15 protein-coding genes and 1 pseudogene are annotated in these 16,141 nt (G+C 76.7%); 7 read left to right on the forward strand and 9 right to left on the reverse strand.

Translation table 11 applies throughout. The features are described from left to right. Positions 1-175 precede the first annotated feature (175 nt). Both G5C62_RS19195 and mgrA read left to right on the forward strand, forming a co-directional pair. Complete coding sequence (locus G5C62_RS19195) at positions 176-1,072, forward strand: pentapeptide repeat-containing protein (RefSeq protein WP_231557914.1); 897 nt, start codon at positions 176-178, stop codon at positions 1,070-1,072. A gap of 28 nt (positions 1,073-1,100) precedes the next feature. After that, positions 1,101-2,138 carry an L-glyceraldehyde 3-phosphate reductase gene (gene mgrA, locus G5C62_RS19200; protein ID WP_036332454.1) on the forward strand — a complete coding sequence of 346 codons (1,038 nt, stop codon included), beginning with the start codon at positions 1,101-1,103 and terminating at the stop codon, positions 2,136-2,138. A 27-nt stretch (positions 2,139-2,165) separates the two neighbouring features. Here mgrA and G5C62_RS19205 read toward each other — a convergent pair whose 3' ends face one another. The 3 genes from G5C62_RS19205 to G5C62_RS19215 all read right to left on the reverse strand — a co-directional run bounded on the left by G5C62_RS19205 (position 2,166) and on the right by G5C62_RS19215 (position 3,295). After that, positions 2,166-2,576: a Fur family transcriptional regulator gene (locus tag G5C62_RS19205; protein WP_036332373.1), complete on the reverse strand. Its 411-nt coding sequence runs from the start codon at positions 2,574-2,576 to the stop codon at positions 2,166-2,168. Positions 2,577-2,688: 112 nt separating this feature from the next. Next, complete coding sequence (locus G5C62_RS19210; protein WP_164702288.1) at positions 2,689-2,853, reverse strand: hypothetical protein; 165 nt, start codon at positions 2,851-2,853, stop codon at positions 2,689-2,691. 97 nt (positions 2,854-2,950) lie between these two features. Then, positions 2,951-3,295 (reverse strand): metalloregulator ArsR/SmtB family transcription factor, encoded by a 345-nt coding sequence (locus G5C62_RS19215; RefSeq protein ID WP_164702289.1) that lies wholly within the window; start codon positions 3,293-3,295, stop codon positions 2,951-2,953. 63 nt (positions 3,296-3,358) lie between these two features. On the opposite strand from G5C62_RS19215, the gene G5C62_RS19220 reads away from it, so the two are divergent. Continuing rightward, positions 3,359-5,404 (forward strand): heavy metal translocating P-type ATPase, encoded by a 2,046-nt coding sequence (locus tag G5C62_RS19220; protein WP_277424808.1) that lies wholly within the window; start codon positions 3,359-3,361, stop codon positions 5,402-5,404. Here the strand turns inward: G5C62_RS19220 and G5C62_RS19225 are convergent. From G5C62_RS19225 to G5C62_RS19250, 6 genes are read right to left on the reverse strand one after another with little or no spacing between them, the layout of a single operon-like run. Next, the gene (locus tag G5C62_RS19225; protein WP_206330729.1) at positions 5,311-7,083 is read right to left on the reverse strand and encodes an ABC transporter permease subunit; all 1,773 of its coding nucleotides are present in this window, start codon (positions 7,081-7,083) and stop codon (positions 5,311-5,313) included. The genes G5C62_RS19220 and G5C62_RS19225 overlap by 94 nt on opposite strands. Continuing rightward, the gene (locus tag G5C62_RS19230; RefSeq protein WP_164702290.1) at positions 7,080-8,558 is read right to left on the reverse strand and encodes an ABC transporter substrate-binding protein; all 1,479 of its coding nucleotides are present in this window, start codon (positions 8,556-8,558) and stop codon (positions 7,080-7,082) included. The genes G5C62_RS19225 and G5C62_RS19230 overlap by 4 nt, the downstream gene beginning before the upstream one ends. Before the next feature lie 23 nt (positions 8,559-8,581). After that, positions 8,582-9,910, reverse strand: a complete 1,329-nt coding sequence (locus tag G5C62_RS19235) for an MFS transporter (protein WP_164702291.1) — start codon at positions 9,908-9,910, stop codon at positions 8,582-8,584. Then, on the reverse strand, positions 9,907-10,674 hold the full coding sequence (locus tag G5C62_RS19240) for an ABC transporter ATP-binding protein (protein WP_164702292.1): 768 nt from the start codon (positions 10,672-10,674) through the stop codon (positions 9,907-9,909). Before G5C62_RS19240 ends, G5C62_RS19235 begins: the two co-directional genes overlap by 4 nt. Then, on the reverse strand, positions 10,671-11,468 hold the full coding sequence (locus tag G5C62_RS19245) for an ATP-binding cassette domain-containing protein (protein ID WP_206330730.1): 798 nt from the start codon (positions 11,466-11,468) through the stop codon (positions 10,671-10,673). The genes G5C62_RS19240 and G5C62_RS19245 overlap by 4 nt, the downstream gene beginning before the upstream one ends. Positions 11,469-11,481: 13 nt before the next feature. Next, positions 11,482-12,294, reverse strand: a complete 813-nt coding sequence (locus G5C62_RS19250) for a TauD/TfdA family dioxygenase (protein WP_164702293.1) — start codon at positions 12,292-12,294, stop codon at positions 11,482-11,484. 164 nt (positions 12,295-12,458) lie between these two features. Here G5C62_RS19250 and G5C62_RS19255 point away from each other — a divergent pair, with 164 nt between their 5' ends. The 4 genes and pseudogenes from G5C62_RS19255 to G5C62_RS19270 all read left to right on the forward strand — a co-directional run. Further along, a complete protein-coding gene (locus G5C62_RS19255; RefSeq protein ID WP_164702294.1) occupies positions 12,459-13,277 on the forward strand; it encodes an ATP-binding cassette domain-containing protein in 819 nt (272 codons plus the stop codon). Next, on the forward strand, positions 13,274-14,074 hold the full coding sequence (locus G5C62_RS19260; RefSeq protein ID WP_164702295.1) for an ABC transporter ATP-binding protein: 801 nt from the start codon (positions 13,274-13,276) through the stop codon (positions 14,072-14,074). The genes G5C62_RS19255 and G5C62_RS19260 overlap by 4 nt, the downstream gene beginning before the upstream one ends. 34 nt (positions 14,075-14,108) lie before the next feature. After that, positions 14,109-15,617: an ABC transporter substrate-binding protein gene (locus G5C62_RS19265; protein WP_164702296.1), complete on the forward strand. Its 1,509-nt coding sequence runs from the start codon at positions 14,109-14,111 to the stop codon at positions 15,615-15,617. 3 nt (positions 15,618-15,620) lie between these two features. Beyond that, positions 15,621-16,141, forward strand: a pseudogene (locus G5C62_RS19270) (hypothetical protein); the annotation flags it as partial.

The raw sequence follows: 16,141 nt of genomic DNA on the forward strand, positions 1-16,141 counted from the left end.
AACATTCAGTATTCACTCACTTTGTGTGTTTGTGTGTTCAGGCGGAAGACGTGATACGAGTTTCCCCTTAGTATCGTTGGCTCGTAGATGTGACTTAGATACAGCGCCCTGGACCGCGGCTGCGTCTGCCGCCTCGGCTGACCTGCACGACCACACCCGCTGCGAGGAGGCCCCTGTGTCCGACCCGCGCACCACCCTCCCCCTGCTGGCGGAGGCGCGGCGGGACCTGACCGCTGACTGCAGTCGCTGTAGCGGGCTGTGCTGCGTGGTGCCGGCCTTCGCCGCCTCGGCGGACTTCGCGATCGACAAGCCGGCCGGCACTCCGTGTCCGAACCTGCAGCCCGACGCCCGCTGCGGCGTGCACGACCAGCTGCGTGACCGCGGGTTCCCCGGCTGCGTCGTCTTCGACTGCTTCGGCGCCGGCCAGCGGGTCACCGAGGACACCTTCCCGGGCCGGGACTGGCGCACCGATGCAGCGACAGCAGCGGCCGTGTCCGCCGTCTTCCCGGTGATGCGGCAGCTGACCGAGCTGCTGTGGCACCTCACCGAGGCGCGGACCCTGCTGCCGGCCGGGTCACTGGCCACCGAGGTCGCAACCGCGCACGCCCGCACCGAGGAGCTCACCCGGGCGGCCGCTGACGAACTGGCCGGCCTGGACGCCGCGACCCTGCGACGCGAGGTCGGCGAGCTGCTCGGCCGGGTCAGCGACGCCGCCCGGGCCGACGTGCCCGACCGGGCCCGGGACCGCCGCGGCGCCGACCTGATGGGCGCCGCACTGCGCGGCGCGGACCTGCACGGGGCGAGCCTGCGCGGCGCCTACCTGATCGGGGCGGACCTGCGGGGTGCGGACCTGCGCCGCGCCGACCTGCTGGGGGCCGACCTGCGCGCCGCCGACCTGCGGGGCGCCGACCTCACCGGCGCCCTCTTCCTGACCCAGCCGCAGCTCACCGCCGCCACCGGCGACGCGGGCACGTCGCTGCCCGGGTACCTGACCCGCCCCGCGCACTGGGCCACCTCGGCCGGGCCGGCGACAGGTGGTGGGCGCCGCGGCCGTCGCCCCCGTCGTCGCTGACCCGCTGCCCGCCGGGCACGATCAGCCCATGGCCTACTCCGCGGAGAGCACCCGCTACGACTCGATGACCTACCGGCGCACCGGCACCAGCGGCCTGGACCTGCCGGCGGTGAGCCTCGGCCTCTGGCACAACTTCGGGGACGACGTCCCCTTCGACCGGCAGCGGGACATCCTGCGGCGCGCCTTCGACCTGGGGATCACCCACTTCGACCTGGCCAACAACTACGGCCCGCCCTACGGCAGCGCGGAGACCAACTTCGGCCGACACCTGGCCGACGACTTCCGCCCGTACCGCGACGAGCTGGTCCTCTCCACCAAGGCCGGCTACGACATGTGGCCCGGCCCCTACGGGCAGGGCGGCGGCTCGCGCAAGTACGTGCTGTCCAGCTTGGACCAGTCACTGCAACGAATGGGCGTCGAGTACGTCGACGTCTTCTACAGCCACCGACCCGACCCGACGACGCCGCTGGTGGAAACCATGGGCGCGCTGCACACGGCCGTCCAGTCGGGCAAGGCGCTCTACGCCGGCATCTCCTCCTACTCGCCGGAGATGACGGCGCAGGCGGCGGAGATCCTGGCCGACCTGGGGACGCCGCTACTGATCCACCAGCCCTCGTACTCGATGCTCAACCGCTGGATCGAGACCGAGGGGCTGCTGGACACCCTCGCCGACGTGGGCGCCGGTTGCATCGCCTTCTCCCCGCTGGCCCAGGGGATGCTCACCGACAAGTACCTCGACGGCGTGCCGGAGGGCTCGCGGGCCGGCCAGTCCAAGTCGCTGGACCCCGGGATGATCACCCCCGAGTACGTCACCCACGTGCGCGCGCTCAACGAGCTCGCCCAGGCCCGCGGCCAGAGCCTGCCGCAGCTGGCGCTGGCCTGGGCGCTGCGCGACCCCCGGGTCACCTCGGTGCTGATCGGGGCGAGCAGCGTGCGGCAGCTGGAGCAGAACGTCGCCGCCTTGGAGAACCTGGAGTTCTCTGCCGAGGAGCTGGCCGCGATCGACCAGCACGCCGTCGACGCCGGCATCGACCTGTGGCAGGCCGCCCGGGAGGGTGCGATGTGACCCCTCCCCGTCGACCGGCCGGGCGGTTCAGCCCGGCTGGTCGGCCGAGGGCGCCCCGGCGCTGTGGCAGGCCGCACAGGTGCCGAAGATCTCCAGCGTGTGCGTGACGTCGACGAAGCCGTGCTCGGCGGCGACGCGGTCGGCCCAGCGCTCGACCGTGGGCCCCTCGACCTCCTCGGTGCGGCCGCAGACGCGGCAGACGAGGTGGTGGTGGTGCCGGGTGCTGCACCGCCGGTAGATCGCCTCACCGGCGTCGGTGCGGATGGAGTCGAGCTCACCGTCGTCGACCAGCGCCTGCACGGCCCGGTACACCGTCGACAGCCCGATCGTGTCCCCCGCCGCCCGCATCCGGGCGTGCACCTCCTGCGCGCTGTGGAAGCCCTCGAGCTCGTCGAAGACGGCGTTGACGGCGGTGCGCTGGCGGGTGTTGCGGATCATCTGGTCGTCTCCTCGTCGAGGCGGCCCGCGCCCTGCGGATGGAGCCCGGCGTTCTTCGCATGAGGATAGGAGCATGTGAGAACTGTTGTCGACTGCGGGTCCCGCCACCGGCTCACTCGTAGGGCTCGACCGGGGCCTCCACCGCCACCACCGACGCCGCGTCGATCGTCGGCTCCGGGTACCCGACCGCCGGGTCGACCTGCGGCGGGACGTGGGTGCCGACCACCTCCACCCACTCGTCGGGCTCGAACTCCGCGGGCCCGCCCGGCACGGCCACCCGGAGCGACGACCAGGACCACCGCGCGGCTGGTCCGGCACCGCGGCAGCCGGCCGGACGGCGACGGGCAGCCCGCCGCCGGCTGACCGCGGTCAGGTCAGCGGGGCTCGGGCACCCGGTCGTCGACCGGGTGCCCGGCGTGGGAGAGCGCCTGGCGCAGCAGCGCACCCACGTGCGGGTCGGCCAACTGGTAGTAGACGAAGGTGCCCTCGCGCCGGTTGGTGACCAGGCCGGCCAGCCGCAGCTTGGACAGGTGCTGGCTGACCGCGGTGGGTGAGGTGCCGGCGAGCTCGGCCAGGCAGGCGACCGACGTCTCGCCCTGCATCAGCGCCCAGAGCACGTTGAGCCGGGTCGGGTCACCCAGCATGCGCAACGCCTCCGCGGCCCGCCGCACCGCGTCGCCGGACGGCATGGAGAAGCCGTCGATGCCGGTGTGTGCCATGCCTGCACCTTAGGCCGGACGTCGACTTGCGTGTCTGCGCATCTGCGCAGATAGGGTGACGCGGTGACCCTGACGCAGGCCCCGCAGCAGGCCGTCCCCGCTCCTGCTCGGCGACCGCGGCTGCCCGGCTGGGGAGCAGTACCGGAGGTGCGCTGGGCCGCCGCCGCGCTGGCGTTCTTCCTCGCCGGGGGCCTGGTGCAGCTGCTGGACGGGCCGCAGCCGCTGGCCTGGGCGCTCTACCTCTGCTGCTACGCCACCGGTGGCTGGGAGCCGGCCTGGGCCGGGATCACCGCGCTGCGCGAACGCACCCTGGACGTCGACCTGCTCATGGTGCTGGCCGTGATCGGCGCGCTCGCGCTGGGCCAGGTCTTCGACGGCGCGCTGCTCATCGTCATCTTCGCCACCTCCGGCGCGCTGGAGACGGTGGCCACCCGCCGCACCGCCGACGCCGTCCGCGGGCTCACCGACCTCGCCCCCGAGCAGGCCACCGTGCTGGCCGGCGGGCAGGAGCGGGTGGTGCCGGCGGCCGACCTGACCGTCGGCGACGTGGTGGTGGTCCGGCCGGGCGAGCGGGTGCCGGCCGACGGGACCGTCCTGGACGGCGGCTCGGACGTCGACCAGGCGTCCATCACCGGCGAACCGTTGCCGGTGGACAAGGCGCCCGGCGACGAGGTCTGGGCCGGGACGTCGAACGGCACCGGCGTGCTGACCGTCCGGGTCGACCGGCCGGCGGCCGAGGCGGTGATCGCCCGGATCGCGACCCTGGTCGAGGAGGCCAGCGCCACCAAGGCCCGCACGCAGCTGTTCATCGAGAAGGTGGAACAGCGGTACTCGATGGGCGTCGTGGTCAGCACGCTGGCCGTGTTCGGCGTCCCCCAGCTCTTCGGGGAGTCGCTGCAGGAGGCGCTGCTGCGGGCGATGACCTTCATGATCGTCGCCTCGCCGTGCGCGGTGGTGCTGTCCACCATGCCGCCGCTGCTGTCGGCGATCGCCAACGCCAGCCGGCACGGGGTGCTGATCCGCTCCGCCGTCGTGCTCGAGCAGCTGGGCGCCACCACGGTGGTGGCGCTGGACAAGACGGGAACCCTCACCGACGGCACGCCCGCGGTGGTCGCCGTCCGCCCGCTGCCGGGGACGACCGGCGACGAGCTGCTCGCCCTGGCCGCCGCGGCCGAGGGGCCCAGCGAGCACCCGATCGGACGCGCGGTCGTCACCGCCGCCCGCGTCGCCGAGCTCTCCCCGGCCCCGGCCACCGGCTTCCGGGCCGCGGTCGGGTCGGGGGTCGCCGCCACGGTCGGGGGTCGCGCGGTCACCGTCGCCGCGCCGACGTCGGGACAGCTCGCGGTCGCCGAGCTGGTGGCCGAGGAGCAGTCCGCCGGTCGCACCGCCGTCGTCGTCACCGTGGACGGCAGCCCGGCCGGGGTGCTGGCCCTCGCCGACCGACTGCGCCCGGAGGCCGCCGGTGCCGTCGCCGCGCTGCGCCGGCAGACCGGCACCGAGCCGGTGCTGCTCACCGGGGACAACGCCGGAGCCGCCCGCGCGCTGGCCGCCCAGGCCGGGCTCGGCGACGTGCGGGCCGGGCTGCTGCCGGAGGACAAGGCCGCCGCGGTCGGCGAGCTGCAGCGGGCCGGGCACCGGGTCACGCTGGTCGGCGACGGGGTGAACGACGCCCCGGCGCTGGCCACCGCCGACGTGGGCGTGGCGATGGGCGGCATCGGGTCGGCCCTGGCAGTGCAGAGCGCCGACGCGATCGTCGTCCGGGACGACCTGTCCGCGCTGCCCACGGTGCTCGCGCTGGCCCGCCGCGCCCGCCGGCTGGTCGTGCAGAACCTGGTGGTCGCCGGCACGGTGATCGTCGTCCTGGTGGCGTGGGACCTGATCGGCACGCTGCCGCTGGCGCTGGGCGTGGCCGGGCACGAGGGGTCGACCGTGCTGGTCGCGCTGAACGGGCTGCGGCTGCTGCGCTCCTCGGCCTGGCGGGCCGCCGCCCGCGAGGCCGAGGGCGGTCCGCCGGCTCAGCGGCCGGTGCGGACCAGCCCGGCGGCGACCCCGAGCAGCACCAGCCCTGCTGCGGGCACCGCCACCAGCCAGGGCGCCCACTCCAGGTAGACCACCCCGTCGGCGAGGCTGCGGCCCCACTCCGGTGACTCGGCGCCGGCCCCGAGGCCGAGGAAGGACAGCCCCGCCAGCGCCAGCGCGGTGTGCGGCACCCGCAGCAGCGCGTGCCGGCCGACCGGCGGCAGGACCACCGGGAGCAGGTGGTGCCGCACCAGGTGCCAGCGACCGGCCCCGCTGGTGCGGGCCGCGAGGTGGAAGCCCGAGGCGCGCACCTCGGCGGCCAGGATCCGGGTGTGCACCGCCAGCGGGATCCAGGCGACCAGGCTCACCGCCACGGCCGCGCCGGCCAGGCTGGGCCCGGCGACGGCGGCCACCGCGATGCCCACCACCACCGCCGGCAGCGCGTTGAGCACGTCGGCCAGCCCCGCCCGCTCCCGGCCGACCAGTCCGGCGGCGACCCCCACGACCAGGACCACCGCGCTGATCAGCAGGGCCAGCCCCACCGAGGGCAGGGCGCCGGCGGCGAACCGGGCGAGCACGTCGCGGCCCAGCGCGTCCGCGCCCAGCGGGTGCGCCCACGACGGTGCGGCCAGCCGGTCGCCGAGGTCCTGGGCGGCGGGGTCCCGCAACACGCCGGCGAGGACCACCAGCAACAGCACGGCGAGCAGCCCGGCCGCCCACCGACCGGCGCCGGGCGCCGGGGGCGGCAGCTCCGGCGACAGCCCGCCGTCGGTGCCCGCCGGCCCGAGCAGCGCACGGTGCAGCAGCACCCCGGCCCCGCCGGCGGCCAGACCGAGCAGCACCAGCAGCGCGACGGCGGCCTGCACGACCGGCAGGTCCTGGGCCAGCGCAGCGGCCAGCGCGACCCGGCCGAGCCCGGGCACGTCGAACACCGCCTCGATCACGGCCCCGGCCCCGAGCAGCCCGACGAGGAGCAGCAGGACCTGCGGGACGACGACGGTCAGCGCCCGCCGGGCGACCGCGCCCTGCACCGCTGCCCGGGAGACGCCGGCGGCCCGCCAGGTGCGCACCCACGCCTCCCCCGCGGTCTCCCGGACGGCGCCGGCCAGCACCCGGCCGAGCAGTCCCCCGGCCGGCAGGGCGAGGGCCAGGACGGGCAGCACGAGGTGCTCCGTGCCGGTGAACCCCGACGTCGGCAGCAGCCCCCAGCCCACGGCCACCACCGCGACCCCGAGGACGGCCAGCACGAACTCCGGCAGCGCGGCGAGTGCGGCGGCCAGCACCCCCGCCGCGCCGCCGCCGTCGGCGCGGCCGTCGGCGGCCCGGCGCACGGCGGGCGACGCGAACAGCACGGCGAGCACGACGGCCACGGCCGCCGCCGTCCCGGCGAGGGTCGCGGAGACGCCCAGTGCCGGCGGGACGACCTCCGCGACCGGCTGCCCGCTGACCCAGGAGGTGCCGAGGTCGCCGGTGACCGCGCGTCCGAACCAGGACACCGTGCCGCGGACCGGGTCGGCGGGGAGGTCGAGCTGCTCGCGCAGCGCGTCGAGCGCGGCGGGGTCCGGTTCGCGTTCCACCTCCCGGGCCCGCAGCACGGTGCGCGCCGGGTCGTCCCCGGACAGCCAGGGCAGCGCCCCGACCAGCAGCCCGGTGCCGGCGACCGCGCCCAGCCCGGTCAGCGCGGGGCGGAGCAGGCGCGACCGGAGCCGTCCGGGAGTGCGCCGCGGCCGGGCCGTGGCCACCGGCCGCACCCGGCCGGCGGCGGTCACTCCTCGACCGTCGTCTCGGTGCCGAGCAGCAGCCGGTCGAACGGGTCGACGACCAGCCCGCTGACCGTCGGGGCGTACCCGGTGTGGGTGCGCTCGTGCAGCACCGGCACCACGGCGCCGGTCGAGAGCACCGGGGCCTCGATCCGCAGCGCCGCGGCCCGGCGCTCCTCGGGGTCGGCCAGGGTCGCGGCCTCGGCGACGGCGGCGTCCACCGCCGGATCGCAGAGCCGGGCCAGGTTGCAGCTGCCCTCGCAGGTCAGGTCGGCGGCCAGGTAGCCGACCGGGTCGCCGGTGTCGCCCAGGTAGAGCCGGCTGGCGAGCACCGCGTCGTAGGTGCCGGCCAGCAGGTCGGTCTCCAGGGTGGCGTACTCGGCCACCACCACCTCCACCGTGAACCCGGCCTGCCGCAGCTGCTCGGCGAGCACCGCGGCCGCCTCGGGCAGCTCGGGCCGGTCGGAGTACGTGGCCAGCCGGATGCTCGCCCCGGCCGGGTCGGCGGCCGGGGGCAGCGTGACCGCCGGTCGGTCCAGGCCGCCGGCGGTGTCGTCGGCGAACAGCCCCTCGGCGACGTCGGCCCGGCCCTCGTAGACCGCGTCGACCACCGGCTGCGGGTCGATCGCCGCGACCGCGGCCGCGCGCAGGCCCGGGTCGGCGAACGGCCCGTCCGCGGTGTCCAGGGAGAGGGAGACCAGCCGCGGCAACGGGACGGAGAGCACCTCGGTGCCGGTCAGCGTCGGCAGCTGGGCGATGGGCAGGTTGACCGCCACGTCCAGCTCACCGGCCCGCAGCCCGGCGGTGCGCGCGGCCGCGTCGGCGGGGAAGGTGACGTCCACGCCGGCCAGCTCCGGCGCGCCCGCCCAGTGGTCGGCGTCCGCGGTGAGGGTCGCGCCCGACGCGCCGCGCAGCTCGGTCAGCTCGAACGGCCCGGTGCCGGCGCCCACCGGGTCCGGCGCCGCCGGGTCGGCGTAGGCCGAGGGGGCCAGCACCACCAGCCCGGGGGCTGCCAGCCGGTGCACCAGCAGCGGATTGGGCTCGGCCACCCGGACCTCGACCGTGTCCTCGTCCACCGCGCGGGCGGTGAGCCCCAGGCCGTCGATCGCCCGGGGGGCCGGCGCTGCGGCGGCCGCTGCCGTCAGGGCGCCGACGACCGCCTGGGCGTCCAGCGGCGTCCCGTCGTGGAACGGCACGTCCCCCCGCAGGTCGAGGGTGACGGTGCGGTCGTCGACCCGGCTCCAGCTCTCGGCCAGCAGCGGGACGGGCTGGCCGGCCTCGTCCAGCCCCACCAGCGTCTCCCCCACGCCCATCCGGGTGAGCAGCACCGCGTCGTCGGAGAACGGGGAGAGCGCGGCGACCGGGGGGAAGGCGAGCGCCAGCGCCAGCCGCTGCCCGCCGTCGGCGGACTGCTCGCCCGAGGGGGCGAAGCACCCGGCGAGCAGGAGGGGCAGCGCGAGCAGTGCACCTGCGGGGCGGGGCATGGTCCCTCTTCTCGGTCGGCCGGTCACGGGTTCACCGGTTCCTCGGCGGGGACGGCGGGTGCCGGCGCCCCCGCCGCCGGGGTGCGGGCGATCCGCCGGGTGAGCAGCGCCAGGCCGACGGCCGAGGCCGCGGGCAGGGCGGCGAGCACCAGCCACGGGACGGCGGCGGCCGGTTGCGGCCGGTCGGCGAGGTCGAGCAGGGCGCCCACCCCGGTGCTGCCGACGAGCACCGCGGCGCCGCCGGCGGAGGCGAGGAAGCCGAAGTGGGCACCCAGCCGCCGCTCCCCGGCCAGCCGGGGCACCAGGTCCTGGGCGAGGGGCACGGCGACCATCTGGCCGGTGTAGAGCAGCAGCACCATGCCGACCGCCGGCGCCAGCGCCCAGATCCCGGCGGGCGGGGCGAACGGGGCGCAGACCGCGACCAGCAGGAACGACGCGCTCATCAGCGCGAAGCCGAACGGCAGCGCCCGCTGCACCCCGGCCCGCCGGGCGCGGGCGGTGACCCGCAGCTGGAACAGCAGCACCGACACCGCGGCCAGCACGAACAGCCAGCCGAGCGCGCCCTGGCCGCCGGTCGCCCGGGAGAGCTCGACGGGGAGGGCCAGGTAGAGCTGGTTGTAGCTGAGCAGGTAGGTGCAGTAGCAGGCGGTGAAGGCCAGGAAGGTGCGGTTGCGCAGCACGTGCCCCCACCCGGCGAGCACGCTCTCCTCCCCGCTGCCCTCGGTGCGCAGGTTCCGTGGCAGCCAGCGCAGGTGGGCGGCGAGCACCACGCCGAAGACGCCGGCGGAGATCCAGCAGGTGACGCTGAAGGGCACGGTGAGCAGGACGGCACCCAGCGCCGGCCCGGTGACCGAGCCGAGCTTGCTGGCGATGGCGTCCAGGCCGAAGACCTCGGCCCGGGTGACCACCCCGGCGGCCTCCAGCCGGTGACCCTGGTCGGCCAGTGCGGACTCCACCGCCGGGGAGAACAGCGCCGCCGCGAAGCCGACCAGCACCGTGCCGGCGAGCACGGCGGGCAGCGAGGTGGCGACGGCGAGCACCCCGAACCCGGCGATCCGGATCAGGCAGCCGATGACCACGACGGGTTTGACGCCGAACCGGTCGGCCAGCCCGCCACCGAGGAAGAACAGCCCCTGCTGGCTGAAGGTGCGCACGCCGAGCACCAGGCCGACCAGCCCACCGGCCAGCGCCAGGTCCTCGGTGAGGTGCACCGCCAGGAACGGCACCACCAGGTAGAAGCCGATGTTGAACGCCAGCTGGGACAGCAGCAGCAGCCGGGGCACGGCCGGCAGCCGCCGGAACAGCACGAACGGCTCCCAGCTGATCCGCCCGGTCCGGCCGGCGCCGGTCATGTCAGCACCAGCCGCGGGACGGCGGCCACCAGCGCGTGCGCCTCGCGGCTGGCCGGATCGGTCAGCACGGGGGTCACCGGCCCGGACTCCACGACCCGGCCGCCGGCCAGCACCACGACGTCGGAGCAGAGCGCGGTGACGACGCCCAAGTCGTGCGACACCACCAGCAGCGCGACGCCCTCGGCATCGCTGACCGCCCGCAGCAGCTCCACCACCTGCAGCCGGACGGCGGCGTCCAGCGCGCTGACCGGCTCGTCGGCGATCAGCACCTGCGGGCGCGGCGCGAGCGCCCGGGCCAGCGCGATCCGCTGCCGCTGGCCGCCGGAGAACTCGTGCGGCAGCCGGCCGGCGGCGTCCGGGTCCAGCCCGACGGCGAGCAGCAGCTCGGCGACGCGGGCCCGGTGGTCACCCGGCACCTGCAGGCAGCGCAGCGGTTCGGCGACGGCCTGGCCGACGCGCATCCGCGGGTTGAGCGAGCGCCCCGGGTCCTGGGGCACCACCTGCACGGCGCGGCGGAACCAGTGCAGCGCGCTCGGCCGGCCCGGCTGCACCGGCCGGCCGCGGTAGGTGACCTCCCCGGCGTCGGGCCGCTCCAGCCCCAGCAGCAGCCGGGTCAGCGTGGACTTGCCGGCGCCGGACTCCCCCACCACCGCCAGCCGCTGACCTGCGGTCAGGCCGAGGTCCACACCGTCGAGCGCCGGCCCGGCGCTGCCGCGGTACCGGCGGGTCAGCCCGCGGGCGGCCAGCAGCAGCTCGGCGCTCACCGGGCGCCCACCAGGACCGGCGGGCTCAGCGCAGCGGTGGCCTCGACCAGCGCGCGCACCGCGGGGTGGGCGTGCCCGGCCAGCACCTCGCGCAGCGGCCCGTCGGCGAGCAGGTGCCCCTCGGCCAGGACCAGCACCCGGTCGCAGGTGGTGGCCGCGGCAGCCAGGTCGTGGGTGACCAGCAGCAGCCCGGCGCCTCGTTCGCGGGTGGCCCGGCCGAGCACGGCGAGCACGCCGTGCTGCGCGGTCGCGTCCAGCGCCGAGGTCGGCTCGTCGGCGACCAGCAGCCGCGGACCGGCGGCCAGCGCCAGGGCGAGTGCGGCCCGCTGCCGCTGCCCGCCCGAGAGCTGGACGGAGAAGCGCCGTCCGCTGCCGGCCGGCAGTCGCATCTCGGCCAGCAGCTCGGCCGCCCGCGCGGCAGCCGCGCTGCGTCGCACCCCGGCCCGGCGCAGCGGTGCGGCGACCTGCCGGCCCACCCGGACCTGCGGGTTGAGCGACGTGCCCGGGTCCTGCGGCACCAGGGCGGTGACCGGGCCGCGCAGCGGCCGGAGCTCCCGTTCGGCCGCACCCACCACCTCGGTGCCGCCGACCCGGACGCTGCCGGTGACGACGGCGTCCGCCGGCAGCAGCCCGAGCAGCGCCAGGGTGGTCAGCGTCTTGCCCGAGCCGGAGGCGCCGACGAGGGCGACCCGCTCGCCGGCGCCGAGGTCGAAGGAGACCCCGGCCACGACGGGACGCCCGCCGAAGCCGACGGTGAGGTCGCGGACCTGCAGCAGAGGGATGCCGACGGTCATCCGGCGTCCGGGGTCACCAGGCGTCCGCGGTCAGCACGGTCAGCACGTCGACGTTGCGCTGGCCGGTGAACGGGTCGCGGCCGTGCAGGCAGCGGTAGTTGTCGACGACCAGCACCTCACCGGCCTCCAGCCGGAAGTGCGGTACGACGTCGACGGCCGTGGCCAGCACGTCGGCCCACAGGTCCAGCTGCGCGTCGTGCTCGGCGGCACGCGGCTCGCGCGGCACCGGGACGGCGGTCTCGCTGGCCCGCACGACCCGGCGGCCGGCCCGGGTGTGCTCGACCAGCCGGCGGACCAGCGGGGTGCGGGGCACCTCGTGCGGCGCGGAGGCCCAGCCGCCGAAGTAGTCGACGTCGGTGCCGGTCAGGAAGGCGTGCAGCTCCGGGCACCCGGTGGCCAGCGCGTCGACGAGGGCGTACCCGTCGACCAGGAAGGAGTCCCCGCCCTCGGGCGCGGGCCGGACGCAGCGCTGCAGCAGCCCGTCCTCGTCCGGGTCGCGCAGGGCGACGGTGCGGCCGTGCACGTCGACGACGACGTACGCCCCGTCGCTGTGCAGGCCGAGCAGCTCGCCGGACTGCTGGCGCAGCGGGCGGACGGCGAACAGCTGACGCAGCCGGTCGCCGTAGACCTGGGCCGCCACGACCGGCAGCGCCTCGGGGCCGGGGGTCGGCTCGGCGACGACGACCGCGCCGTCCCGGGCCAGCAGCTCCCGGGCCTCCTCGGGGGTGCTCGCCGACTGCGGGAGCACCCCGGTGCTGCCGAGCAGGTCGGACAGCTCGCGGCGGACGGCGCCCACCCGGCGGCCGGAGGGCGTGCGTGTGGCCAAGGGGTTCCTCCAGGGGCTGCGTCGTACCGGCGGCGGGGAGTCGCCCGACCGGGCTGCGAGTGGGCCTCGCGCCGAGCACCGTATTGCAAGCCGTTTGCAGCAAGACGACCGGCCCGCGATGGGCAGCCGACGAGCACCCGACACCGCCGGGTACATTGCCGACAATGATTATCAGTCCGTGGCGGCGTGCGGAGCGATCGGCGGCCCTCGTCGTCGACGACCTCACGGTCTCCCTCGGCGGCCGCGAGCTGGTGCGTGGCGTCCGGCTCGCGATCGCGGCGACCGAGCGGGTGGCGCTCATCGGCGCGTCGGGATCGGGGAAGTCGCTCACCGCCGCAGCGGTCCTGGGCACGCTCCCGGTCGGCGCCGAGGTCCGGGGCAGCGTGCGGGTGGCCGGTGCCGACGTGACCCGGTTGCCGCCGGCCCGCCGGTCCGCGGCCGCCCGGGTGGCCGCGGTGGGTCAGGACCCGGCCGCCGCGCTCAACCCGCTGGTGCCGGTCGGCGCCCAGCTGGCCCTGCCGTTGCGCAACCACCGCGGACTGGGCGGCGCCGCACTGGCGAGCGAGCGCACCCGGCTGCTGGCCGCGGTCGGCCTGGGGGACGCCGACCGGGTGCTGCGGAGCACCGCCGGTGAGCTGTCCGGTGGCCAGCGGCAGCGTGTCTGCATCGCCATGGCCCTCGCCTCCCGGGCCGGGCTGCTGGTGGCCGACGAGCCGACGACCGCCCTGGACCTGGTCACCCAGGCCCAGGTCGTCGCGGTGCTGCGCGAGGCCAGCCGGGACGCCGCGTTGCTGTTCATCACCCACGACCTCGCGGTGGCCGCCTCGTTGTGCGACCGCGCGGTGGTGCTGCACGCGGGCGCCGTCGTCGAGGACGCCCCGATCACCCGGCTGCTGACCGCGCCGCAGCACGAGCAGAGCGCCGCGCTCGTGGACGCCGCCCGAGCCGGCGCGCTCCCGGCCCGGATGGGTGCCGCCTCGTGAGCCGCCCGGTCGCGAGCCCGGTGCTCACCGCCACGGGCATCGTGCGCGGCCACCAGCTGCCCCGACGGCGGCCGTGGGGTCCGCGCGACGTCGTCGCCGCGCTGCGGGGGGTCGACCTCCAGGTCGCTCCCGGCGAGCGGGTCGGGCTGGTCGGCACCTCCGGCTCGGGCAAGTCGACGCTGCTGCGCTGCCTGCTCGGACTGGAGAGCCCCGACCGCGGCACGGTCACCTTCGCCGGTCGCCCCGTCCGCCCGGGGTCGACGGCGTCGCTGCGCTGGTACCGCCGGCTGGTCCAGTACGTGCCGCAGGACCCGGCCGGGTCGCTCGACCCGCGCGCGACCGTCCGCGAGCTGGTCACCGTGCCGCTGCGGCACCTGCAGGTCCCCGGCGACCACGCCGCGGCCGTGACGACGGCGCTGACCCGGGTGGGCCTGGACCCCGACCTGGCCGGACGCCGGCCCGGGGAGCTCTCCGGCGGCCAGGCCCAGCGGGTGGCGCTCGCGCGGGCACTCGCCCCGGAGCCGGCACTGCTGCTGGCCGACGAACCGGTCAGCGGCCTGGACCTGCCGGTGCGCGACCAGGTGGTCGAGGTGCTGGCCGACCTCTCCGCCCGCCAGGGCCTGGGGCTGGTGCTGGTCTCCCACGACCTGGCCGTCGTCGCCCGGCTCTGCGACCGCACCGTCGTGCTCGCCGACGGGCTCGTCGTCGAGGAGGGCCGGACCACCGACCTCCTCACCCGCCCCGCGCACCCCCGCACCCGGGAGCTGCTCGCCGCCGTCCCAGTCCTCCCCGCCTGACCCAGCCCTGCACCGCCCATCAGAGAACGGAACGATGTCCTCATCCCGCACCCCCCGCCTGCTCGCGCTCGGCGCCGCCGTCGCCCTGCTGACCACCGGCTGCTTCAGCAGCTCCGCCGACGGCGGCAGCAGCGACCCGGCCGACGAGGGCCGGATCTCGCTGGCGATGCTGCAGCCGCCGCGCTCGGGCCTGAACCCGCTGACCGACGACGCCTTCAAGCTCTCCCGCTGGAGCACCGCCGAGACCCTGGTGGTGCTGGACGCCGACGGCGACGCCCAGCCGGCGCTGGCCACCGAGTGGACCCGGACCGACGACCTCACCTGGCGCTTCACCGTCCGCGAGGGGGTCGAGTTCCACGACGGCACGGAGCTGACCGCCGAGCAGGCCGCCGCCGCGCTGACCGCCGCGAACGAGGCCTCGCCGCGGCCGCGCATCCTGGACGGCGTCGAGCTGACCGCGACCGCCGACGGTTCCGACGTCGTGGTCACCACCGGCGAGCCCGACCCACTGGTGCCGCAGCGGATGTCCAGCCCGCAGCTGGCGGTGCTCGCCGCGGCCGCGTACGAGGCGGACGGCCGGGTCGACCCGGTCGGCACCGGCACCGGCCCGTTCGAGCTGGTCGCCGTGGACGGCACCTCCGGCGCCACCCTCGACCGCTTCGACGGCTACTGGGGCGACCCCGCGGCCGCCGCCGGCATCGACGTCGCCTTCGTGCCCGACGGCACCGCCCGGGCCGCGGCGCTGCGCACCGGCACCGCCGACGTCGTCGAGGCGGTGCCGGTCTCCCAGGCCGGGCTGGTCGACGAGGAGCTGGTGCACGAGGTGCCGATGCCGCGCACCAACACCCTGTACCTGAACACCGCCTCCGGGCCGTTCGCCGACCCTGCGGTGCGCGCGGCCGCCCGCGCCGCGGTCGAGCGGGCCACCATCGTGGAGACCGTCTACGAGGGCCGGGCCGACGTCGCCGAGGGCCTGCTGGGCCCGGCCATCCCGTGGGCCGCCGACCTGCGCGCGGACCAGGCGGACGCCTCGGCGCCCGCCGTGCCGGCCGGCACGACGATCACCCTGGGCACCTTCACCGACCGGGCGGAGCTGCCCGAGGTGGCCGTGCTGCTGGAGCAGCAGCTGGAGGCGGTGGGCTTCACCGTCGAGCAGGACGTGCGGGAGTACGCCTTCATCGAGGCCGACGCCCTGGCCGGGGCCTTCGACGCGTTCATCCTGTCCCGCGCCACGGTGCTGGACTCCGGTGACCCGGTCGCCTACATGTACAGCGACTTCGCCTGCGAGGGCTCCTTCAACATCTCCCAGCTGTGCGACCCGGCGGTGGACGCCGCCCTGGAGGAGGCCGCGGCCGCCACCCCCGGCCCGGAGCGCCAGCAGGCGGTCATCGACGCCGAGCGGGCGATCCTGGACACCGGTGCCGCGGTGCCGATGCTGCACGAGCGGGTCATCCAGGGCGAGGCGTCCGGCGTCTCCGGTGCCGTGCGCGACCCGCGCGAGCGGGCGCTGATCAACGCCGACACCACCGTCGGCGAGGACTGAGCCGTGCCACGGCGGGGATGGGTGACCGCCGCCTCCCGGGCGGTCACCGTCCTCGGCGTGGTGGCGCTGATCGGGGTGCTGCCCTGGCTGTCGGGCCGCAGCCCGGAGCTGTCGATCCTGCGGGCACGTTCGGCCGAGCAGGAGGCCACCCCGGAGGCGCTCGCCGCGATCCGGGCCGAGCTCGGCCTGGACGCCGGCCCGCTCGGGCTGCTCGGGCACTGGCTGTCCGGGCTGGCCCGCGGCGACCTGGGCACCTCCTGGATCTCCGGCGGACCGGTGGGTCCTGGGCTGGTCCAGGCCCTCGGCGTCTCGGTGACGCTGATGGGCGCAGCCCTGCTGGTCGCCCTGGGAACGGCGGCGCTGCTGTGCTGGCCGCCGCTGCGCCGGGTCGCCCGGGGCGGGCAGGGTGCGGCGCACCAGGGCGCGGCTCAGCTGCCCGGCCGACGCGCCTGCGACCTGCCAGGTGGACACCCAACGCTCGGTGCCGGTCACGGTCAGCCCGTCGGCGACCAGCCGGCCGATCA

Source organism: Modestobacter sp. KNN46-3 (genome assembly GCF_011039295.1).

Excerpts from the sequence above, each read along its gene's own strand:
- G5C62_RS19255 (WP_164702294.1), top strand. The coding sequence starts at position 12,459 with ATGATTATCAGTCCGTGGCGGCGTGCGGAGCGATCGGCGGCCCTCGTC.
- G5C62_RS19245 (WP_206330730.1), bottom strand. The coding sequence starts at position 11,468 with ATGACCGTCGGCATCCCTCTGCTGCAGGTCCGCGACCTCACCGTCGGC.
- mgrA (WP_036332454.1), top strand. The coding sequence starts at position 1,101 with ATGGCCTACTCCGCGGAGAGCACCCGCTACGACTCGATGACCTACCGG.
- G5C62_RS19265 (WP_164702296.1), top strand. The coding sequence starts at position 14,109 with ATGTCCTCATCCCGCACCCCCCGCCTGCTCGCGCTCGGCGCCGCCGTC.
- G5C62_RS19205 (WP_036332373.1), bottom strand. The coding sequence starts at position 2,576 with ATGATCCGCAACACCCGCCAGCGCACCGCCGTCAACGCCGTCTTCGAC.
- G5C62_RS19215 (WP_164702289.1), bottom strand. The coding sequence starts at position 3,295 with ATGGCACACACCGGCATCGACGGCTTCTCCATGCCGTCCGGCGACGCG.
- G5C62_RS19230 (WP_164702290.1), bottom strand. The coding sequence starts at position 8,558 with ATGCCCCGCCCCGCAGGTGCACTGCTCGCGCTGCCCCTCCTGCTCGCC.
- G5C62_RS19235 (WP_164702291.1), bottom strand. The coding sequence starts at position 9,910 with ATGACCGGCGCCGGCCGGACCGGGCGGATCAGCTGGGAGCCGTTCGTG.